Below are 19466 nucleotides of genomic sequence, written 5' to 3'. Positions count from 1 at the left end.
ATGGACCCGCTCACCCGGGTCGTGGTGCTCGGCGGCGGCTTCGCCGGGATGGAGGCCATGCGGGTGCTGGAACGGCGCCTGGGCCGCCGGCCCGACGTCGAGCTGCTGCTGGTGAGTGATCGGAACTACCTGCTCTTCACGCCGCTGCTCCCCCAGGTCGCCTCGTCCCTGGTGGAGCCCCGGCACATCGTCCAGCCGATCCGCGACCTGCGGGGGGCGCGCCACTTCCGGTTCCGGCGGGACCACGTGGTCGCCATCGATCTGGCGGCGCGACGGCTCACCCTGAGTGAGGGCGTGCTGGCCTACGACCGTCTGGTCATCGCCCTGGGCGGTGTGACCCCGACGTTCGGCGTGCCCGGCGTGGAGGAGCATGCGCTGCCCTACAAGCAGCTCGAGGACGCCATCCTCCTGCGTGACCATCTCATCGACCTGGCCGAGCACGCCGATCACGAGCCCGACGCCGAGATCCGCCGGCGCCTGCTGACCATCTGCGTCGTCGGCGGCGGGTACACCGGCGTCGAGCTGATCACGGAGGTTCAGGATTTCTTCCACTCGTACGTCGTGCCGCGCTACCGGGGGATCGACGCGCGCGACTACCGCCTCATGGTGCTCGAGGCGGGCGGCGAGATCCTGCGCGGCGTGCACCCTTCGCTGGCGGCGCGGGCGCTCCGGCGGCTCAATCGGGAGGGCATCGAGGTCAGGACGTCGGCGCGCGTCACCCGAGTGCTGCCGGGGGCGGTGGAGGTCGCGGGCGCCGAGATCATCCGGGCCGGTCTCGTCGTCTGGGCTGCCGGCGTCAAGGGTCATCCGTTGCTGGCGGATCTGCCGGTAGCCCACGACCGCCTGGGCCGCATCGTCGTCAACGGGCGGCTGCAGATCCCCGGCCACCCGGAGGTCTACGGCGCCGGGGATGCCGTGAGCGTGGAAGGCAAGCCCGAGACGTCCATTCCCATTATTCCCGCGGCGCTGGCCCACGGTCGGCTCGCCGGCGAGAACATCGTGGCGGAGCTGGAAGGCCGGCCGCTGGCCACGATCGAGTTCGCTCCGCGGGGCATGCTGGTGTCCCTCGGCGAGAAGGACGCTGTGGTGGAGGTCATGGGGATCCGGTTCTCGGGATACCTGGCCTGGCTCTTCTGGAACGCCCTGCACCTGCTGAAGCTGGTAGGCGTGCGCAAGCAGCTACAGGTGGCCCTGGACTGGTCGCTGGCCCGTGTCTTCCCCCGGGATTCCACCATGATGCGGTCAGCCAGCCGCTGTCCCATCTGTGTGGCGCTGCGCGCAGCCCGCGAGCCCCACGCGGCGTGAGCGAGCCGCTCCGCGTCGCCGTGCTGGCCTCCGGCCGGGGCTCGAACCTCGAGGCGATCCTCGAGGCGAGCCGGCTCCCCGACTTCCCGGCTCGGGTCGTGCTGGTCGTCTCCGATCGCGAGCGGGCGCCGGCCCTGGAGCGGGCGGCGGCTCACGGCGTGGCCGGCGTGTTCCTGAACCCCAAGGACTTCGGCGAACGCGAGGCGTACGACGCCGCGCTCAGCCGCCGGCTGGAGGAGGCGCGGGTGGGGCTCGTCTGCCTGGCCGGGTTCATGCGCATCCTGGGCGGCGGCTTCATCCGGGCCTGGGCCGGCCACGTCATGAACATCCACCCCGCGTTGCTCCCCGCGTTTCCCGGGCTCCACGCCCAGCGCCAGGCCCTCGAGCATGGGGTCAAGGTCGCCGGGGCCACGGTGCACTTCGTCGACGAGGGCGTCGACACGGGCCCGATCATCTTACAATCCAGCGTCCCCGTGGAACCGGACGACACTGAACAGACGCTGGCCGCGCGGATCCTGGCCGAGGAGCACCGGCTCTATTCCCAGGCGATACGGCTGTTCGCCGAAGGGCGGCTGCGCATCGTCGGCCGGCGAGTCCTGGTGGAGCGGTGACCGTGAAGATCGCGCGAGCCCTCGTCAGCGTGCACGACAAGACGGGCGTCGTGGACTTCGCCCGCGGCCTGCACGAGTTGGGCGTGGAGCTCGTCTCGACGGGCGGCACCGCCCGGCTGCTCCGGGAAGCCGGAATACCGGTCCGCGAGGTGAGTGACATCACGGGCTTCTCGGAGATGCTCGACGGCCGCGTGAAGACACTGCATCCCCGCATCCACGGCGGCATCCTGGCCCGCCGCGACCTGCCGGAGCACCTGGCCACGCTGGAGCGCCACGGCATCCCCCCCATCGATCTGGTCGTGGTCTCGCTCTATCCTTTCGAAGCCACGGTCGCCCGGCCCGGGGTCGGCCGGGCTGAGGCCATCGAGCAGATCGACGTGGGAGGGCCCACCATGATTCGCGCGGCCGCCAAGAACCACGACGGTGTCGCCGTCGTCACCGACGTCTCGCAGTACGCCACCGTGCTGGAGGAGCTCAGGGCCGGTCAGGGGACGTTGAGCGCGGCCACCCGGCGCAGCCTGGCCCGGGAGGCGTTCCGACGGACGGCGCAGTACGACGCGGCGATCGCCGCCTATCTCCAGTTGGGGGGGTGCGAGGCGCCCTCCCCCAAACCCCCCGATTCGGGTCTCGACCGAGCCCTGGGCTCGATCGCGCCCGCGACGTCAGGTAGCGGCGGTGAAGCCGACGCTCGAACAGTCGAATTTCCGGAGCGCTTGCGGGTCGAGTACGAGCGGGTGGCGGCATTGCGGTATGGGGAGAATCCGCACCAGGCGGCGGCGCTCTATCGCGAGGCAAACGGCTGGCCCTTCGGGGTCGGCGCCATGCGACAGCTGCATGGGCCCGAGCTCGGCTACAACAACCTGCTCGATCTGTCGGCCGCGCTGGGCCTGCTGCTCGAGTTCCCGGACCCCGCCGCCGTGGTCGTGAAGCACACCAATCCCTGCGGAGCGGCGTGCGGCGTGACGGTCGCCGAGGCCATGGTGCGGGCGAAGGCCTCCGACCCCGTCTCCATATACGGCGGCATCGTGGGCGTCAATCGTACGCTGGACATGGGGGTCGTGGCCGCGCTCAGCGGGATCTTCGTGGAGATCCTCTTCGCCCCGGCGTTCGCCGCCGATGCCCTGGAGGAGCTGCGCCGGACCAAGAAGAAGTGCCGGGTGCTGGAGCTGCCGTGCCAGCGGCCGGCCGGCGGCATCGAGCTCCGTAGCGTGCTGGGGGGCCTGCTCACCCAGAGCCTCGACGACGTCGACCTCGATCCGGCGGCCCTGCGGGTGGTCTCGCAGCGGGCGCCCAGCGACGACGAGCAGGCGGCGCTGGGCTTCGCGTGGCGGGTGGCCAAGCACGTGAAGTCGAACGCCATCGTGCTGACCACGCGCGAGCAGGTCATCGGGGTGGGCGCCGGCCAGATGAACCGGCTCGACTCCGCGCGGCTGGCCGTGCTCCGGGCCGGCGAGGCCAAGCTGGCTACGCGGGGCAGCGTCGGCGCCTCGGACGCGTTCTTCCCGTTCCGGGACGGGCTCGACGTCCTGGCCCGGGCCGGCGTCACCGCGGTGATCCAGCCGGGTGGCTCGGTGCGCGACGCCGAGGTCATCGCCGCGGCCGACGAGCACGGCATGGGCATGCTGTTCACCGGCATCCGACACTTCCGTCACTGAGCGATGGCCGGCCCCAGCCCCGAGCGGATCTACGGCCATCGGGAGCTGACGCGCGTCCTGAGCCTCACGCCCAGGCGGGTGGCCCAGTTGCGCAGGCTCGACCTGCTCCAGCGGGGAGGCGGCTACACGTTCCGCGATCTGCTCGCCCTCAAGGCGGCCAGCGCGCTGCTCGATGCCGGGGCCGGCGTGCGGCAGATCCGGGAGGCGTTGACGGCGCTCCGCCGCCAGGCGCCGGATCTCGAGAACCCGCTGGCCGAGGTGCGCTTCGTCGTGGAGGGCGGCCGCCTGCTCGCCCAGTCCGAGCGCATGCGCTTCGATCCCCGTACCGGCCAGACGGTTTTGGCGCTGGACGCGGGCGATCTCAACAAGGACGCCGTGGCGACGCTGGTCACCGGACTCGTGCGACCGTTGCACCCGCCGGCCGCCCAGGCGGAGGTGTGGTTCCAGCGCGCCAGCGAGTGGGACGCCGATCCCGGACGCTGGGAGGACGCCATCGACGCCTACCGGCGGGTCGTCGCGCTGGACCCTGCCTACGCCGCGGCCTGGAACAACCTCGGCTTGCTCCTGCACCGGATGGGGCAATACGACGGGGCCCGGCGCGCCTACGTCGAGGCGCTGGCCCAGGATAAGAACTGCGCCGAGGCCGCCTACAACCTGGGCTCGCTCGACGAGGACAGCGGAGACGCCGAGCAGGCGATCCAGCACTATCGCCAGGCGCTTGCCCTGTCACCCGACTACGCCGACGCGCATTTCAACCTGGCGGCCGCGCTGGCCAGGGCCGGCCGCAATGCCGAGGCCTTTCGCCACTGGCAGCGCTACCTCGACCTGGACGCCGGCAGCCCGTGGGCCCGTATCGCGCGCGCCCATCTCGAGCTCGTCGAGCCCCCGGAAGGCGGGAGCAAGCCCGAATGAAGGTGCTGCTCGTCGGCGGCGGCGGCCGCGAGCACGCCCTGGCCTGGCGAATCGCCGGCAGCCCGATCGTCCAGTCGGTGCTGGCCACGCCCGGCAACCCCGGCATCGCGGCGCATGCCGACTGCCGGGCGATCCCCCCCGATGCCGCCGCGGATCTCGTGAGCCTGGCCCGGGCCGAGCGCGTCGACCTCACCGTGGTGGGACCGGAGGCGCCACTGGTCGCGGGCCTCGCCGACCGGTTCGGCGACGCCGGCCTCATTGCGCTGGGGCCCGGCTCGGCGGCGGCGCGGATCGAGGGCTCGAAAGCCTGGGCCAAGGAGTTGATGGCCAGCCACGGGATTCCCACGGCCCGATTCGCGACGTTCGCCGCCGCCGCCGAGGCGCGGCGGTATTGCCGGAAGCTGGGCGTCCCGCTGGTCGTCAAGGCCGACGGCCTGGCCGCGGGCAAGGGCGCCGTCGTCTGCCGCACGCTGGCCGACGCCGACGCGGCGATCGCCGCCTGCATGGAAGAACGAGCCTTCGGCGCCGCTGGCGACATCGTCGTCGTCGAGGAGCTGCTGGTCGGCGAGGAGGTCTCGTTCTTCGCCCTGGCCAATGGCTCCACGGCGGTCGCGCTGGGAGCGGCCCAGGACCACAAGACGGTGTTCGATGACGATTGCGGGCCGAACACGGGGGGGATGGGCGCCTACTCGCCGGTACCGGGCTTCCCCCTGGCGATGGAGCAGGCGGTCATGGAGACCATCGTCATGCCCACGGTCGCGGCGCTCGCCAAGGAAGGGGTGGTCTACCGTGGGGTGCTCTTCGTCGGCCTCATGCTGACCGCCGAGGGGCCCAAGGTGCTCGAGTTCAACTGCCGCTTCGGCGACCCGGAGTGCCAGGTGCTCATGGCTCGCCTCCAGGACGACATCGTCCCGCTCCTCCTGGCCGCAGCCCGCGGCGAGGCGTTGCCCGCCCGGGTGCGGTGGAGCCCCGAGGCCGCCGTGTGCGTCACGCTGGCCTCGGGAGGCTATCCCGGCGCGTACGCCACCGGCCTCCCGGTTGCAGGCCTGGAGGCCGCCGAGGCCATGGAAGGCGTCCGCGCGTTTCACGCCGGCACGGCCCGGCGCGACGGAGGCCTGGTCACGGCCGGCGGACGCGTGCTGGGCGTGACGGCAACGGGGTCTTCGCTTCGCGTTGCCATCGAGCGCGCTTACGCCGCCGTCGACTCCATCCACTTCGAGGGGATGCACTACAGGAGAGACATTGGGCGCAGAGCCGTCGTCACGCCGTAGAGCAATCGCGGGCCCGAAGCCCCGAGAGGGGGGAGTCCGGGTCGGGATCGTCCTCGGCAGCGATTCCGATTTGCCCGTGATGCTGGAAGCGGTGAGGGTCCTGGATGCGCTGGAGATCGGCAGCGAGGTGGTGGTGGCCTCCGCGCATCGCACGCCCGAGCGCACCCACGACTACGCGGCGACGGCTCACGCGCGAGGGATCAAGGTCCTCATCGGGGCCGCGGGCGGGGCGGCCGCGTTGCCCGGGGTCCTGGCCGCGTCGTCGTCCGTGCCGGTCGTCGGGGTGCCCCTGGCCGCGACGCCCCTGGGAGGACTGGACGCGCTGCTCTCCATGGTCCAGATGCCCAAGGGCGTGCCTGTGGCGACCGTGGCCATCGGGGCCTGGGGTGCAGCAAACGCGGCGATCCTCGCCGCGCAGATCATCGCCACGGGCGATGCGGCTCTCGCCGAGCGGCTCGTCGCATACCGCAAGCGGCTCGCCGACGAGGTGGAGGACCGTGCGCGGAAAGTCGCCGAGCAGATGAAGGCGCGGAGATAGCTGATCGGGATGGGGCCAGAGGTCCAGAAGCTCGATCCGGCCAGCGTTTCCGGGGCAGTGCTTGAGCGGGCGGTTGAGGTGCTGAAGAGCGGCGGTCTCCTGGCCTTTCCCACCGAGACCTTCTACGCCCTCGGCGCCCACGCGCTCGATGCCGGCGCGGTCAGGCGCGTGTTCGACCTCAAGGGGCGGGCCTGGTCGAAGCCCCTGCTGGTGCTCGTCGACTCCATCGCGATGGCCCAGCGCATCGCCCTGGTCGGTGAGTCGGCGCGCGCGCTCATGGCGCGCCACTGGCCGGGCGCGCTCACCCTGGTCCTGCCCGCGCGCTCCGAGCTGCCAGCCGAGCTGACCGCGGGAACGTCCACGATCGGCGTACGGCTGTCCCCCCACTGGCTGGCCCGGGCGCTGGTCGCCGGACTGGGCGGACCGATCACGGCGCCCAGCGCCAACCCCTCCGGAGCGCCCCCTCCGACGACGGCAGACGAGGTGCTGGCCTACTTCGTCGGAGCGCTGCCGTTGCTGCTCGACGGCGGTCCCACCGCGGGCGGCTCGCCCTCCACGGTTGTCGACATGACCGGCGACGCGCCGCGCGTCCTGCGAGAGGGCGCGGTCCGCCTGTGAGGGTCACCGGCGTCATCCAGGCGGGCGGCAAGAGCACCCGCATGGGAGGCCGGCCCAAGGCGCTGATGGATCTCGGCGGCCGGCGGATCATCGAGCGGGTGATGAGGGCCCTGGAATCAGCGGTGGATGATGTGCTGGTCGTGACCAACACTCCGGAGCTGTACGGCTTTCTCGGTGTGCCGATGGTGCCCGACGTCTATCCGGACCACGGGTCGCTGGGCGGGATCTACTCCGGCCTGAAGGCGGCCTCGGGCGACGCGGCGTTCACCGTCGCCTGCGATATGCCGTTTCTCCGCCCGGAGATCGTGCGAATGGTGGTCGAGCGGGCGGGCGCCGGCGACGTCGTGATCCCGCGCGTGCATGGCCTGTACGAGACGCTGCACGCCGCCTACCGAAAGACGTGCCTGCCGCCCATGCAGGAGCGGCTGAATCGGGGGCGCCTGAAGATCATCGACTTCTTCGACGCCGTCCAGGTGGTTCCCATCGAGGAGGACGAGCTGGGTCGTTACGGCGATCCCGACATCGTCTTCATGAACGTCAACACCCCCCAGGAGCTTGAGCGAGCCCGGGCGCTGGCCGAGCGGAGCGCGGGATGAGCTCCATCCTGGGCCTCAACGCCCTGCCCCTGGGCGTGCGCGAGCGGCTCTACGTGCGGCTGATCCCCGAGGAGCTGCTCGCGCGGTATGCCGTGGATCCCCGGCGGCTCGAAGGTCCCGGCGGCGAGCACCTGTTGCGCGTCACGGCCAGTGAGGACAAGCCCTGGGCCCGGGTGGAGCTGCGAGCCCGCGAGCACGACCGCGACCCGGTGCTGCTCATCGACGTCGGCATGTCGGTCTTCGGGCCGCCCGAGCTGGCCCTGGTGCAGATCAACGATCCCCGGGCGCCGCGCTACGACATCGACCGCGACGACGAAGGGCACGACACGCTGCTCGGGACCGCCTCGCGCAACGTGGCCGAGGAGCTGCGCGCGCTGAGCGATGGGTTGGCCCCGGGACAGGTGCGGCGTGGGCTCAGGATGTTGGGCCGGGTGCTGGAATGCATGGATGGCTTCTGCCAGCTCCTCGGCGGTGACTTCTACCTGGTGGAGCCCCTCTTCTATCACTCGGCGCTGCTCTACGAGCGGCACGGCTGCGACTACTTCGTGGGGCGGGAGCGCATGGACCGCATCCACGCCGGGTTCCAGCCCGACGGGGATTTGTGGGCCCGTCTGGATGGCTCCACGCCGTTCCGCCGCCGGGGCGGTGAAGCCTCGGTCCGCGGTCGCAGCTGGGCCATTCACGATGGTATTCTCGGCGAGCCGTTCGCCGGCGCCGAGGGCGGCGTGAAGATGTACAGGGTCCCGAACCGGCGGGCCGCTGTGTCGACGTTCCCCGGCTGCCTCTACTGACAGGTCCTCGATGAGCCGCCTGCACGCCGCCGTCATCGTCCACTATCACGAGATCAGCCTGAAGCGTGGCAACCGTCCGCTGTTCCTGCGCCGCCTGGCCCGCAACCTCAGCCGAGCCACCGCCGATCTCGGGCAGGTGACCGTGCGCCAGCTTCCCGGGCGGATCCTTCTGGAGCTCGGCGACTCGGGATGCGCCGAGGCCGTGCGTGACCGCACCGCCCGGGTGTGCGGGGTGAGCAGCGTGGCCGTCGCCTACCGGGTGCCGTCCACAGTGGACGCGATGAAGGCGGCGGTCGGCCGGGTCGTCGACGAGCGCACGTTCCGATCGTTCCGGATTTCGGCGCGGCGGGCCTTCCGGAGCTATCCGCTGACGTCGGTGGAGCTGAACCGGGAGCTGGGCGCCTTCGTCCTCGCCCGGCTGCAGAACGCCGTCCGGGTGAATCTGCGCGAGCCCGAGCTGGAGGTCCACGTCGAGGTCCTGCCCGCTGAGACCTTCGTCTACGCCGACCCCGTGCCGGGGCCGGGCGGCCTGCCCGTCGGCGTCAGCGGAACGGTGGCAGCGTTGCTGTCGGGAGGCATCGACTCGCCGGTGGCGGCCTGGCGGATGATGAAGCGCGGCTGCCGGGTGATCTTCGTGCACTTCCACAGCGTGCCCTACTTGCCGGCCACCTCCCAGGCCAAGGCCCGCGCGCTCGTAGAGCGGCTCACGCAGTGGCAGTATCGGTCCGACCTGCTGCTGGTGCCGCTGGGCGAGATCCAGCGCGAGGTGGTGCTGAGCGTGCCCCCGCCGATCCGGGTCGTCGTGTATCGGCGGATGATGGTGAGGATCGCCGAGGCGCTGGGACGCCCGATGGGGGCCGAGGCCCTGATCACCGGCGAGAGTCTGGGTCAGGTGGCCTCGCAGACGCTCACCAACCTGTCCCGCATCGATGAGGTCGCGGGACTGCCCGTGCTCCGCCCGCTGGTCGGCATGGACAAGCTCGAGATCACCGGTGAGGCCCAGCGCCTCGGGACCTTCGAGATCTCCATCGAGCCCGACGCCGACTGCTGCACCCTCTTCGTCCCCCGGCATCCCTCCACCCGCGTCGGCGCGGACGAGATCCGGGCGGCCGAGGCGCGCCTGGACATCGCCCGGCTGGTGGGCCTGGGCGTCGCCGGCGCGATACGGGAATCGTTCGAGTTTCCCCCTGCGGTGATCGGCACTGGCCGTCGGGCGGGGCTGCCGCCCGCGGCCCACGGCGAGTGACGGCATCGCTCACCTTTCACGGCGCCGCCGGCACCGTGACGGGCGCCAAGTTCCTCGTCGACGCTGGCGGCGCCCAGGTACTTCTCGAGTGCGGGCTGTTTCAGGGGCTGCGTGAGCTGCGCGAGCCCAACTGGGCCGCGTCCCCAGTCGAGGCCGCCGGGCTCGACGCCGTCCTGCTCTCCCACGCCCACCTGGACCACAGCGGCTACCTGCCCCGGCTCGTGAGCAACGGCTACGCCGGGGCCGTGTACTGCTCACCGGGCACAGCGGATGTGCTCGCCATCATGCTGCCGGATGCCGCCCGGCTCGAGGAAGAGGAGGCGGCCTTTCGCAACAAGGTGCGGGCGACGCGCCACACCCCCGCGCTGCCGCTGTTCACCGGCGAAGACGCGGCACGGGCGCTGGCCCTGCTGCGGCCGATACGCTTCGACGCTCGCTTCGCTCCCGCGCCGGGATTGGCCGCGCGGTTCCGGCCGGCCACATCCTGGGGACCTCCACGGTCGAGCTCGAGCTGGCGGGCAAGCGGCTCGTGTACTCGGGTGATCTCGGCCGCTACGGCGTGCCGATCATGCAGGATCCCCAGCCGGTGCTGCAGGCCGACACGCTTCTGGTCGAATCCACCTACGGCAACCGGCTCCACCCGCCCGATGACGGCACGCCGGTGATCGTGCAGGCGATGCGGCGGGCCGTCGAGCGCCGGGGCGCGCTGCTGATCCCCGCCTTCGCCGTGGGGCGGACGCAGCAGCTGCTCTACCTCCTGCGCCAGCTCGAGGAAGAGGATCGAGTGCCGGCGCTGCCCGTGTACCTGGACAGCCCCATGGCGATCGCCGCGACGGTGGCTTACGCCCGCCATCCCGAGGAGCACGACGACGAGACGTCGCGCACGGGCGCGGCGGGCACGAGGCCCTTCGCCCCGGCCCGCTTCCATCTGTCGCCGTCCGCCGAGGACTCGAAGCGGCTCAATGACGTGGAGGGCCCGCTGGTCATCATCGCAGGAAGCGGGATGGCCACCGGAGGACGGATCCTCCACCACCTCCGCCGCCGGCTCGGTGACGAGCGGACCACGGTGCTGTTCGCCGGCTACCAGGCGCCCGGCACACGCGGACGATCGCTGTGCGAGGGCGCGCGCTCGGTCAGGATCTTCGGCGAAGAGATGCCCGTGCGGGCGACGATCTTGACGACCGACGCCTTGTCCGCCCATGCCGACCAGCAGGACCTGCTCCGGTGGCTGAAGGGCTTCCAGCGGCCGCCGGCGGCCACCTACGCCGTGCACGGAGAACCGGCGGCGGCAAGCGCCCTGTGCGAGGTGATCGTCCGCGAGCTGGGCTGGCCGCGTGTCGCGGTCGCCGCCCACGGCGCCCGTGTGGCGCTCTGAGGCATGCGGTTCGCCGTCGTCCGTGACGCCGACGAGCTCGCCGTGGCGGCATCCGAGCTCCTGCGTGACCGGGTGCGAGCCACCCCCGCGCTGGCGGTGGCGGTGCCGGCGGGGAGAACGCCACGGCGGATGTACGCGCGGCTCCGCGACATGCAGGCTCGGGACCCCGTCGACTTCTCGCGTCTGCGCGTGTTCTCGGTGGACGAGCTGTGTCCGCCCGCGCCGGTCGACGGCTACTTCTGGCGCCAGGTGCGCAGGGAGTTCGTGGGCTGGGCCGCGGTCCCGCAGGAGCGCTGCCATCCCTTCCGTGTCGAGGCCGACGATCTCGACGCGATGTGCCAGGGCTACGAGCAGACCATCGCCCGCTGCGGGGGCCTCGACCTGGTGATGCTCGGCCTGGGACCCAACGCGCACCTGGCCTCCAACGAGCCGGGCGGACCTCTCGATTCCTCGACGCGGCCGGTGACCCTGCTACCGGAGACCGTGGCCTACATCAAGACCGACGGGGTCAACCTCGCCCTGGCCGGTGGCGCCGTGTCCGACCGCGCGGTCACGCTGGGGCTGGCCACCATTCTCGCCGCCCGGGAGGTGGTCGTCCTCGTGAGCGGTCCGGCCAAGCGGCGGGCGATCGCCGGTCTCGCGGCCGGGCCGATCACCCCCGAGGTCCCGGGCTCGATCCTGAGACGCCACCCCAACTGCACGATCCTGCTCGACCGGGACGCGAGCCCGGAGCTGCTGTCCCCCGACATCTTGGTACCTTGACACGTTCCACCCCCCACCGGTATGGTTGGCGGGATATGTGGGTCATCGCGCTCGGCGCCGATCACGCCGGCTTCGCCCTCAAGGAGGAGCTCAAGCTGTGGCTGACGGCGCGCGACCACGAGGTCCTCGATTTCGGCACCCACTCGGCCGAGATCGTGGACTATCCCGATTTCGCGGCGGTCGTGGCCGAAGCCGTCGCTCGGGGCAAGGCCGCGCGCGGCGTGCTGGTGTGCGGCACCGGCATCGGGATGGCGATCGCGGCCAACAAGGTCCCGGGCGCCCGAGCCGCCGTGTGCGGCGATGCCGGGGCGGCGCGGATGAGCCGCGAGCACAACGACGCCAACATCCTCGCCCTGGGGGCCCGCGTCCTGCCGCGGGAGACGGCGTTCTCGATCGTCGAGACCTGGCTCAGGACCGACTTCGCGGCTGGGCGTCACACCCGTCGCGTGGAGAAGCTTGCCGCTCTGGAGCGTCTGGTCGCGCGGGAGGATCCGCATGTCCCGGCTCGCTGAGGTCGATCCCGACATCGCCAAGGCCCTCCGCGAGGAGACCCAGCGCCAGCATCGCAACCTCGAGCTGATCGCGTCCGAGAATTTCGTCTCGGAGGCGGTCCTGGAAGCGCTGGGCTCGGTGATGACCAACAAGTACGCCGAGGGGTATCCCGGGCGCCGCTACTACGGCGGCTGCGAGGTCGTCGACATCGCCGAGGAGCTGGCCATCAGCCGCGCCAGGGAGCTGTTCGGCGCCGAGCACGTCAACGTGCAACCGCACTCGGGCGCCCAGGCCAACATGGCCGTGTATTTCACCGTGCTGAAGCCCGGCGACACCGTCCTGGGCCCGAACCTCTCGCACGGCGGACACCTCACGGCGGGCAGCCCGGTGAACTACTCCGGCAAGCTCTACAACGTCGTTCCCTACGGGGTGCGCCGGGACACCGAACGCATCGACCTCGACCAGGTGCGTGACCTCGCCCGCCAGCATCGCCCCCGGATGATCATCGCCGGCGGCTCGGCCTTCCCCCGGGCCATCGACTTCGCCCCCTTCGGGGACATCGCCCGCGAGGTGGGCGCGGCGCTGATGGCCGATATCGCGCATCCGGCCGGGCTGGTGGCCGCGGGCCTGCACCCGTCCCCGATCGGCCACGCCGATTTCGTCACCACCACGACGCACAAGACGCTCCGCGGACCCCGAGGCGGCATGGTGATGTGTCGCGCGCAGGACGCGGCGACGCTGGACAAGGTGGTGATGCCGGGAGTCCAGGGCGGGCCGCTCATGCACGTCATCGCCGCCAAGGCGGTGGCGTTCCGGGAGGCGCTCACGCCGGAGTGGCCGGCCTACCAGCAGCAGGTGGTGCGCAACGCGGCTGCGCTGGCCGAGGCGCTCCTGGCCCGCGGGTATCGGCTGGTCAGCGGAGGCACCGACACCCATCTGCTCCTCGTGGACCTCACCGACCGCAAGATCACCGGCAAGGATGCGCAGGAGGCCCTCGACCGGGCGTGGATCACGGCCAACAAGAACACCGTCCCGTTCGACACCCGCAGTCCCATGGTGACGAGCGGAATCCGCCTCGGCACCCCCGCCGTGACGACGCGGGGCATGCGCGAGGCCGAGATGGCGCGGATCGCCGAGCTCATCGACCGGGTGCTCACCAACCTGGGGGTCCCGGCGGTAGAGGCCCAGGTCCGGGGCGAGGTCCAGGAGCTGACGAGCCGGTTCCCGTTGTATCCGGATCGCCGCAAGTGAGGGGAGGGGCCCGATGAAGTGTCCGTTCTGCGGTCACACCGAGGACCGCGTCGTGGACTCGCGCGTTGGCCGGGAGGGGGAGTTCATCCGGCGTCGCCGGGAATGCCTCAAGTGTCACCGCCGCTACACGACGTACGAGTACATCGAGGACGTCCTGCCGCACGTGGCCAAGCGCGACGGACGGCGGGAGCCGTTCGATCGCCAGAAGCTCCGGAGCTCCATCCTCAAGGCGTGCGAGAAGCGCTCGGTGGGGGTGCAGAAGGTCGACGACATCGTGGCCGACATCGAGGCCCGCCTGCACGAGCGCGCCGAGAAGGAGACCTCCAGCATGGAGCTGGGGGACATGGTGATGGAGCACCTCAAGCGGCTGGACCAGGTCGCCTACGTCCGCTTCGCCTCGGTGTACCGGCAGTTCCAGGACGTGTCGCAGTTCTCGGAGACCGTCAATCAGCTCAAAGGCCTCCTCAAAGAGGACAAGGTCAAGCCCGTCGCTCTGCCCAAGCCCCGCGTCCTCGCCAAGACCAACACCAAGTAGGGGCGGGTCCCGACGGCAACCCCTATGGGTGGGGATGGGTAGCCACTGGTCAGTCGTTTGACAATGGCAAGAGCCGGGTGTTAGCGTGTGCCCAACCCATCGGAACATCTGGCCTCAGCACCTGAGGAGACCTCGCCCATGAAGCGTGCGCTCAAGAAACTGGTGTTCGTCGAGCCCAAGAGCACCCACCTGCACATCTACAGCCGCGTGTGCATTCCCCGGCTGGGCTCCGTCCTCCTGGCCACCATCATGCGAGCCCGGGGCTACGACACGCGAACCTACATCGAGGACATCCATCCGATCGACATGAACGACGTGCTGTCGGCCGACCTGGTGGGAATCTCGGCCATCACGTCCACGGCGCCCCAGTCCTACCGGCTGGCCGACAAGGTCCGCGAGGCCGGCGGGCTCGTCGTCATGGGGGGGACGCACACGAGCTTCCTGGCCGAGGAAGGACTCCGGCACGCCGATTTCGTCATCCGGGGCGAGGGCGAGTTCGCGTTTCAGGAACTGGTCGAGGCCATCGAGCGCGGCGGCGGCTTCGAGAAGATCCAGAACCTCTCGTACCTGGTCGACGGCCGGGCCGTGCACAATCCCGAGCGGCCCAAGATCCCCAACCTCGACGTCAACCCCATTCCCGACTACCACTTGATCAGGGGCTGGAAGGCCGGTGGGGTCATCTCCATCGCCACCTCCCGAGGGTGTCCCTTCTCGTGCACCTTCTGCTCGGTGCCGGGCATGTACGGCCACGCCTTCCGGACACATTCGATCGGCCGCGTGCTCGAGGAGCTGGCTGTGCACAAGGACGCCATGTACGCCTTCTTCGCCGACGACATCTTCACCGCGAACAAGAAACGGGTGAAGGAGCTGCTGCGGGGGATGATCGACCGCGGGCTCACCCCGGAGTGGGGCGCCCAGGTGCGGACGGAGACGGTGGACGACCCCGAGCTTTTGCAGCTCATGCGCGACTCCAACTGTTTCAATGTCTACGTCGGCTTCGAGTCGATCAACCCCCGGACGTTGAAGCTCTTCCAGAAGAAGCAGGACCTGGCCAAGATCGAGCGCTCCATCGAGCGGTTCCACGCCCACAAGATCCGGATCCACGGCATGTTCGTGGTCGGCTCGGACGAGGACGACCTGGAGACCATCGATGCCACGGCGGAGTTCGCGCTCAAGCACGACATCGACTCCGTGCAGTTCATGATCCTCACGCCCATTCCGGGCTCGCCCGACTGGGAATCGCTGTACGCCAACGGCGAAAAGTACGTGATCAACGACAACTGGTCGCTCTACGACGGCCACCACACGGTGCACCAGCCTCGCCGCATGTCGCCCTACGAGCTGCAGATGGCGGCCATCAACGCGATGGCCAAGTTCTATTCCTGGCGCGGCATCGCCCAGAAGATCCTGAAGCGGGACATCTACTACACGACCATCCGCTACTGGGGCAAGAAGATGATCCGGCAGTGGTGGAAGGACGAGGAGAACCGGGCCCACGTCGAATGGCTGCGCGACCAGCTGTACGCCGACGCTCGGCAGCTCGGCCACCGCGACATGAAGACGGTGGGGCTGCCCGAGGTCCTGCTGCAGGACTCGCTGGGCCGGCTGCTGCAGCGCTTCCTGAGCGAGCTGGGGGTGACGGTCGTTCCCCTCGCCGAGGTAGCGCTGGAGGGCGCGGCCCGGGCGCGCCAGACGATCGACTGCGTGATCACGCCCCTCGTGAAGCGGGCGGCGCGGGAGCGCGAGGAATTCTACAGCCGGCTCACCGCGGTGAGCACCGCGGTGCACGCACAGTGGGACAAGCTCCCGAAGGTGAGTTTCCCGCTCATCGAGGGGCAGGGCCCGGTCTTCGAGCCGTTCGCCAAGATCGGCCTGCTCTTTACCCGCAATCTGGACCAGATCCGCACGGCCTATCGGGACGCTGGCGTCGCCGAAGGGCTGTGGGAGGGCGCTTAATCATCGGAGGGGGCCTCGGCGGCCCCCTCCGAGCCTCCCCCCAGGAAAGGGTGCGGCGGCAAAGCCGCCGCTCGAGCGGCGCTACCTAGGGCTCGCGAACTTCCTTCACGGTGGAGGGCCGCCGGTGATGGCGCCGGCGCACGAACTCCTCGTTGAGAGGCACGCCCTTCTTGCATAGCGGACACGTCCCGGCCGCGTAGGTCGGAAAATCCCGGCTGACCAGGCTGAACACCGGCTTGCCGTCCATGTTGACGGAGGTGCGCCGCCACAGGCAGCCGATCCCCACGATCTCGGCGCCGAGCTGTTCCACCAGGTCGATGAGCAGCTTGAGCGTCGTGCCCGTCGACACCAGGTCTTCGATCAGCAGGACACGCGTCCCCTCCCGGAGCAGACGCTGGAACTCGACGGGCAGTGAGACCCGCCGCTTGCCGGCGGCCATGCCCTTGGTCCCGTAGAGGACGATGGGGCGGGACGGGTGGGCGCGGGCCACGCAGTGAGAGAGGATGAGCGCCCCCGGGCCGGTGGAGAGGACGACGTCCACCGGCCACTGGGCGAAGTGCTTGGCGATGACCGCCCCCAGGCCCTCGGTGAAGGAGGGCTCCGTCGTCACCAGGGTCTTCTCGATGTATTCGCTGGTGTGCTGGCCCGAGGGAAGCAGGACGTGATCGTTGGCGTGGTAGGCGCCCGTCCGTTTCAGGATCTCGAGATGGATCTTTTCGCGGACCTCCGCCTCGACGGCAGAAGGATCTTTGCGGGGCGCCACCGGCATCGAACAGGCCTCCTTGCGCGTATTATCGCACGCACTTCCGATCTGCGCCCGCGCCCTCGACGCCGGGCGGCGCGTGCTAGACTTCCCGCGTGCGCCTGCTGGCCGTGGAGACGTCGACCCTCGCCGGAGGCGTGGCGATCCTGGAGGACGACCGGCTGCGCGGGGAGTACCTTTTGGACGTGAGCGCCACGCACTCGGAGCGGCTGCTGCCCGCGATCGATCGCCTCCTGGCCGACGCCGGCTGGGGCCCGAGCGATCTGCAAGGACTCGCCGTCGCCGTGGGGCCCGGCTCGTTCACGGGCTTGCGCATCGGGCTCAGCGCCGTCAAGGGACTGGCCCTGGCGCTCGGCGTGCCGGTGGCCGCGGTTCCGACGCTGGATGCGATGGCGGCGGCGTTGCCCTTCGCGTCACTGCCGGTCTGCCCTGTGCTCGACGCCCGCAAAGGCGAGGTCTACTGCAGTCTGTATCGTTGGGAGGGTGAGGCGGTGCGGCGGGAATGGGACTACGCGGCGCTGCCGCCGGAGGCGTTGGCCGCTCGGCTGAGCGAGCCGGTGATCCTGCTCGGTGACGGCGCCCGCCTCGTCCCCGCGGCGCACGCGATCCTGGCACCGCCCCACCGGCGCGTGCCTTCCCCCGGGGCGGTCGGGGTGCTGGGCCTGGCCCGGCTCGAGGCGGGGGAGAGCGTGGCCGCCGCGGCCCTGACGCCCATCTACCTGCGCCCGTCGGAGGCGGAGCTCAAACATCGTGGCGACGCTGTTCACTGAACGGATGCGGCCGGCCGACCTGGACGAGGTGCTGGCCATCGAGCGCGCCTCCTTCACCATGCCCTGGTCGCGGGGAGCGTTCCTCTACGAGATCGAGCAGAACCGCGTCGCCCGCTGCTACGTCACGCGCGAGGCCGAGCGTATCGTCGGCTACATCTGCGTCTGGGAGGTCGCCGACGAGATGCACATCACCAACATCGCCGTGCATCCCGACGAGCGCCGGCGGGGTATCGGGCGGAGCCTTCTGGGCTCGATCCTCGAGGAGGCCCGGCGGCGGGCCACGCGGGCGGTCGTGCTGGAGGTCCGGCCGAGCAACAGCGAGGCCCGCGCCCTCTACGAGGCCTTCGGATTTCGGGTCGTCGGCCGCCGGCGCGGGTACTACTACGACACCGGAGAGGACGCCCTGGTGATGGAAGTCGCCCTCGCCGGGGAGGAGCCCGGCCGCGCTGCGGGCGGGAACCCGCGCGCCAGTTGACGCGTTCATCCTGTCAGTTCAGGTTGGGCTCCGCCCCGCGGGGCGGGTGGAGGCTGCTGGCGACCGGGGTGGGGCTCACGCTCGCCGCGGCCGTGCTGGTGTCCCCCCGGCACGCGGGGGCCCAGGCCCCGGCCGGGGACCCTGTTCTGCGCGGCCGGTACATCTTCGGCGCCGCGGGCGGATGCGGCTGTCACACCGTTCCCGAACAGGCCGTCAACACGGGGGGACGACGCTACGATGGGGCGTTCGGCACCGTGTACTCGACAAACATCACGCCGGACCGCGAGACGGGCATCGGCGGCTGGACCGACGAGCAGATCATCGCGGCGATCCGGCTGGGCCGGAGGCCCAACGGAGAGCGCTTGATCCCCGTGCACCCGTACCCGGTCTTCAACGGCATGGCTGAGGCCGACCTCCAGGCGCTGGTCGCGTTCCTGCGCACGGTCCCCGCGGTGAAGCGGGAGAACCAACCCAAGAAGATCACCGTGCCGTTCTTCGAGAGCGTCTTCCTGCCCGCCTGGCTGGCCGCGTTCGCGCCGCGCGAGACGCCCCCGCCGTCCGCTCCCACGTCGGGAATCGCGCGGGGCGAGTACCTGGTGCGGGCGGTGAGTCACTGTGGCGAGTGTCACACGCCCCGGACGGTCACCATGGCGACCGACAATTCGCGCTTCCTGGCCGGCAACCCGAAGGGCCCCGAGGACTCGGAGGTCCCGAACATAACACCGGACAAGAGCACGGGGCTGACCTGGTCCGAGGAGGAGATCGCCGAGTATCTGGGGACCGGCAACAAGCCCGACGGCGACGTCGCCGGTGGCCTGATGGCCGAGGTGATCCAGGGCACGCGGGCGGGCTACAAAGACCTGACCCGGGACGACCGTCTGGCCATCGCCGGATATCTCAAGTCGATTCCCCCGGTGAACAACAAGATCACGAAGCCGTAGCGTCACCACCCTCACGGGCGCCGGCCAGCGGCCATCGCCCTCGACAGGAGGTCAGACGATGAGGTTGGCACTGCAGGCAGGCGTCATCATTGTTGGTGCGGTGGTCCTGTTCGGTTGCGCCAAGGCCAAGTCGATGATGGGCATGGGCGATCCTATCGCCGAGCGCCAGGCCCTCATGAAGGAGCAGAGCGCGGCCATGAGGGCAATCCAGAGCAAGCTCAAGGCCGGACAGCACCAGGCGATCACCCCCGAGCTGGACAAGCTCGCCAAGACGTCCAGTCAGATCCCGGCGCTGTTCCCGCAGGGCTCGCTGGATCCCTCCAGATCTCGAGCCAAGCCGGAGATCTGGCAGAGGTGGTCGGAGTTCGAAGGAAACGCGAAGCGACTGGGAGAGAAGGCGACCCAGACGGCCGCCATCGCCAGGACGGGGACGGCCCAGGCGACGAGCGCGGCGGTCGCCGACCTCAGCAAGACGACGTGCGGCGCCTGCCACACGGCGTTCCGCGGCCCGGAGATCAAGAAGTAGCGGATCGCTCTGTCAGGATGCCGGTGACGGCCGGCACCGCGTTGCCGATGCTTCACTGAGCACCGACCGGGGAGGGC

The 19466-nt window shown here is 70.5% G+C and carries 22 protein-coding genes; 21 read left to right on the top strand and 1 reads right to left on the bottom strand.

All coding sequences use genetic code 11. From position 1 onward, the window contains the following. From VFR64_15625 to VFR64_15545, 17 genes are all read left to right on the top strand, one after another. Positions 1-1305, top strand: a complete 1305-nt coding sequence (locus tag VFR64_15625; protein ID HET9491169.1) for an NAD(P)/FAD-dependent oxidoreductase — start codon at positions 1-3, stop codon at positions 1303-1305. Next, positions 1302-1916 carry a phosphoribosylglycinamide formyltransferase gene (gene purN, locus VFR64_15620; protein ID HET9491168.1) on the top strand — a complete coding sequence of 205 codons (615 nt, stop codon included), beginning with the start codon at positions 1302-1304 and terminating at the stop codon, positions 1914-1916. Before VFR64_15625 ends, purN begins: the two co-directional genes overlap by 4 nt. Positions 1917-1918: 2 nt before the next feature. Then, positions 1919-3571, top strand: a complete 1653-nt coding sequence (gene purH, locus VFR64_15615; protein ID HET9491167.1) for a bifunctional phosphoribosylaminoimidazolecarboxamide formyltransferase/IMP cyclohydrolase — start codon at positions 1919-1921, stop codon at positions 3569-3571. A gap of 3 nt (positions 3572-3574) precedes the next feature. Continuing rightward, positions 3575-4483 (top strand): tetratricopeptide repeat protein, encoded by a 909-nt coding sequence (locus VFR64_15610; protein ID HET9491166.1) that lies wholly within the window; start codon positions 3575-3577, stop codon positions 4481-4483. Beyond that, positions 4480-5754: a phosphoribosylamine--glycine ligase gene (purD, locus tag VFR64_15605; GenBank protein ID HET9491165.1), complete on the top strand. Its 1275-nt coding sequence runs from the start codon at positions 4480-4482 to the stop codon at positions 5752-5754. The genes VFR64_15610 and purD overlap by 4 nt, the downstream gene beginning before the upstream one ends. Positions 5755-5845: 91 nt before the next feature. Continuing rightward, positions 5846-6292: a 5-(carboxyamino)imidazole ribonucleotide mutase gene (purE, locus tag VFR64_15600; GenBank protein HET9491164.1), complete on the top strand. Its 447-nt coding sequence runs from the start codon at positions 5846-5848 to the stop codon at positions 6290-6292. 9 nt (positions 6293-6301) lie between these two features. Continuing rightward, a complete protein-coding gene (locus VFR64_15595) occupies positions 6302-6910 on the top strand; it encodes an L-threonylcarbamoyladenylate synthase (GenBank protein ID HET9491163.1) in 609 nt (202 codons plus the stop codon). Continuing rightward, positions 6907-7506, top strand: a complete 600-nt coding sequence (locus VFR64_15590; protein HET9491162.1) for a molybdenum cofactor guanylyltransferase — start codon at positions 6907-6909, stop codon at positions 7504-7506. The genes VFR64_15595 and VFR64_15590 overlap by 4 nt, the downstream gene beginning before the upstream one ends. Next, positions 7503-8297 (top strand): hypothetical protein, encoded by a 795-nt coding sequence (locus VFR64_15585; GenBank protein ID HET9491161.1) that lies wholly within the window; start codon positions 7503-7505, stop codon positions 8295-8297. Before VFR64_15590 ends, VFR64_15585 begins: the two co-directional genes overlap by 4 nt. Positions 8298-8307: 10 nt before the next feature. Further along, positions 8308-9543: a tRNA uracil 4-sulfurtransferase ThiI gene (gene thiI, locus VFR64_15580; GenBank protein HET9491160.1), complete on the top strand. Its 1236-nt coding sequence runs from the start codon at positions 8308-8310 to the stop codon at positions 9541-9543. After that, positions 9540-10208: an MBL fold metallo-hydrolase gene (locus VFR64_15575; protein HET9491159.1), complete on the top strand. Its 669-nt coding sequence runs from the start codon at positions 9540-9542 to the stop codon at positions 10206-10208. The genes thiI and VFR64_15575 overlap by 4 nt, the downstream gene beginning before the upstream one ends. Continuing rightward, positions 10130-10918, top strand: coding sequence for an MBL fold metallo-hydrolase (locus VFR64_15570; GenBank protein ID HET9491158.1), 789 nt, complete (start codon positions 10130-10132; stop codon positions 10916-10918). The genes VFR64_15575 and VFR64_15570 overlap by 79 nt, the downstream gene beginning before the upstream one ends. A 3-nt stretch (positions 10919-10921) precedes the next feature. Continuing rightward, entirely contained in the window at positions 10922-11680 is a 759-nt protein-coding gene (locus tag VFR64_15565; GenBank protein ID HET9491157.1) for a glucosamine-6-phosphate deaminase, read from the top strand. A gap of 35 nt (positions 11681-11715) precedes the next feature. Continuing rightward, the gene (rpiB, locus tag VFR64_15560) at positions 11716-12192 is read left to right on the top strand and encodes a ribose 5-phosphate isomerase B (protein HET9491156.1); all 477 of its coding nucleotides are present in this window, start codon (positions 11716-11718) and stop codon (positions 12190-12192) included. Next, the gene (gene glyA, locus VFR64_15555; protein ID HET9491155.1) at positions 12176-13423 is read left to right on the top strand and encodes a serine hydroxymethyltransferase; all 1248 of its coding nucleotides are present in this window, start codon (positions 12176-12178) and stop codon (positions 13421-13423) included. The genes rpiB and glyA overlap by 17 nt, the downstream gene beginning before the upstream one ends. 13 nt (positions 13424-13436) lie before the next feature. Then, a complete protein-coding gene (nrdR, locus tag VFR64_15550; protein ID HET9491154.1) occupies positions 13437-13958 on the top strand; it encodes a transcriptional regulator NrdR in 522 nt (173 codons plus the stop codon). A gap of 138 nt (positions 13959-14096) precedes the next feature. After that, positions 14097-15914, top strand: coding sequence for a radical SAM protein (locus VFR64_15545; GenBank protein ID HET9491153.1), 1818 nt, complete (start codon positions 14097-14099; stop codon positions 15912-15914). 85 nt (positions 15915-15999) lie between these two features. Here the strand turns inward: VFR64_15545 and VFR64_15540 are convergent, their stop codons facing one another. Continuing rightward, entirely contained in the window at positions 16000-16683 is a 684-nt protein-coding gene (locus tag VFR64_15540; GenBank protein ID HET9491152.1) for a phosphoribosyltransferase family protein, read from the bottom strand. A gap of 89 nt (positions 16684-16772) precedes the next feature. Here VFR64_15540 and tsaB point away from each other — a divergent pair, with 89 nt between their 5' ends. From tsaB to VFR64_15520, 4 genes are all read left to right on the top strand, one after another. Next, positions 16773-17447 carry a tRNA (adenosine(37)-N6)-threonylcarbamoyltransferase complex dimerization subunit type 1 TsaB gene (gene tsaB, locus VFR64_15535; GenBank protein ID HET9491151.1) on the top strand — a complete coding sequence of 225 codons (675 nt, stop codon included), beginning with the start codon at positions 16773-16775 and terminating at the stop codon, positions 17445-17447. Beyond that, a complete protein-coding gene (gene rimI / locus VFR64_15530) occupies positions 17428-17922 on the top strand; it encodes a ribosomal protein S18-alanine N-acetyltransferase (protein HET9491150.1) in 495 nt (164 codons plus the stop codon). The genes tsaB and rimI overlap by 20 nt, the downstream gene beginning before the upstream one ends. 68 nt (positions 17923-17990) lie before the next feature. Beyond that, on the top strand, positions 17991-18863 hold the full coding sequence (locus tag VFR64_15525) for a cytochrome c (protein HET9491149.1): 873 nt from the start codon (positions 17991-17993) through the stop codon (positions 18861-18863). 58 nt (positions 18864-18921) lie between these two features. After that, positions 18922-19389: a cytochrome c gene (locus VFR64_15520; protein HET9491148.1), complete on the top strand. Its 468-nt coding sequence runs from the start codon at positions 18922-18924 to the stop codon at positions 19387-19389. Positions 19390-19466 lie beyond the last annotated feature (77 nt).

The sequence above is a fragment of the Candidatus Methylomirabilota bacterium genome (genome assembly GCA_035709005.1).
In the GTDB taxonomy this organism is placed as follows: Bacteria; Methylomirabilota; Methylomirabilia; order Rokubacteriales; family CSP1-6; genus 40CM-4-69-5.
The sequence above is the reverse complement of the archived record's forward strand: the minus strand, read 5'-3'. Positions and strand labels throughout refer to the sequence as shown.

Excerpts from the sequence above, each read along its gene's own strand:
- VFR64_15520 (HET9491148.1), top strand. The coding sequence starts at position 18,922 with ATGAGGTTGGCACTGCAGGCAGGCGTCATCATTGTTGGTGCGGTGGTC.
- VFR64_15585 (HET9491161.1), top strand. The coding sequence starts at position 7,503 with ATGAGCTCCATCCTGGGCCTCAACGCCCTGCCCCTGGGCGTGCGCGAG.
- glyA (HET9491155.1), top strand. The coding sequence starts at position 12,176 with ATGTCCCGGCTCGCTGAGGTCGATCCCGACATCGCCAAGGCCCTCCGC.
- thiI (HET9491160.1), top strand. The coding sequence starts at position 8,308 with ATGAGCCGCCTGCACGCCGCCGTCATCGTCCACTATCACGAGATCAGC.
- rpiB (HET9491156.1), top strand. The coding sequence starts at position 11,716 with ATGTGGGTCATCGCGCTCGGCGCCGATCACGCCGGCTTCGCCCTCAAG.
- VFR64_15610 (HET9491166.1), top strand. The coding sequence starts at position 3,575 with ATGGCCGGCCCCAGCCCCGAGCGGATCTACGGCCATCGGGAGCTGACG.
- purD (HET9491165.1), top strand. The coding sequence starts at position 4,480 with ATGAAGGTGCTGCTCGTCGGCGGCGGCGGCCGCGAGCACGCCCTGGCC.
- VFR64_15595 (HET9491163.1), top strand. The coding sequence starts at position 6,302 with ATGGGGCCAGAGGTCCAGAAGCTCGATCCGGCCAGCGTTTCCGGGGCA.
- nrdR (HET9491154.1), top strand. The coding sequence starts at position 13,437 with ATGAAGTGTCCGTTCTGCGGTCACACCGAGGACCGCGTCGTGGACTCG.
- VFR64_15545 (HET9491153.1), top strand. The coding sequence starts at position 14,097 with ATGAAGCGTGCGCTCAAGAAACTGGTGTTCGTCGAGCCCAAGAGCACC.
- VFR64_15540 (HET9491152.1), bottom strand. The coding sequence starts at position 16,683 with ATGCCGGTGGCGCCCCGCAAAGATCCTTCTGCCGTCGAGGCGGAGGTC.
- VFR64_15625 (HET9491169.1), top strand. The coding sequence starts at position 1 with ATGGACCCGCTCACCCGGGTCGTGGTGCTCGGCGGCGGCTTCGCCGGG.
- VFR64_15565 (HET9491157.1), top strand. The coding sequence starts at position 10,922 with ATGCGGTTCGCCGTCGTCCGTGACGCCGACGAGCTCGCCGTGGCGGCA.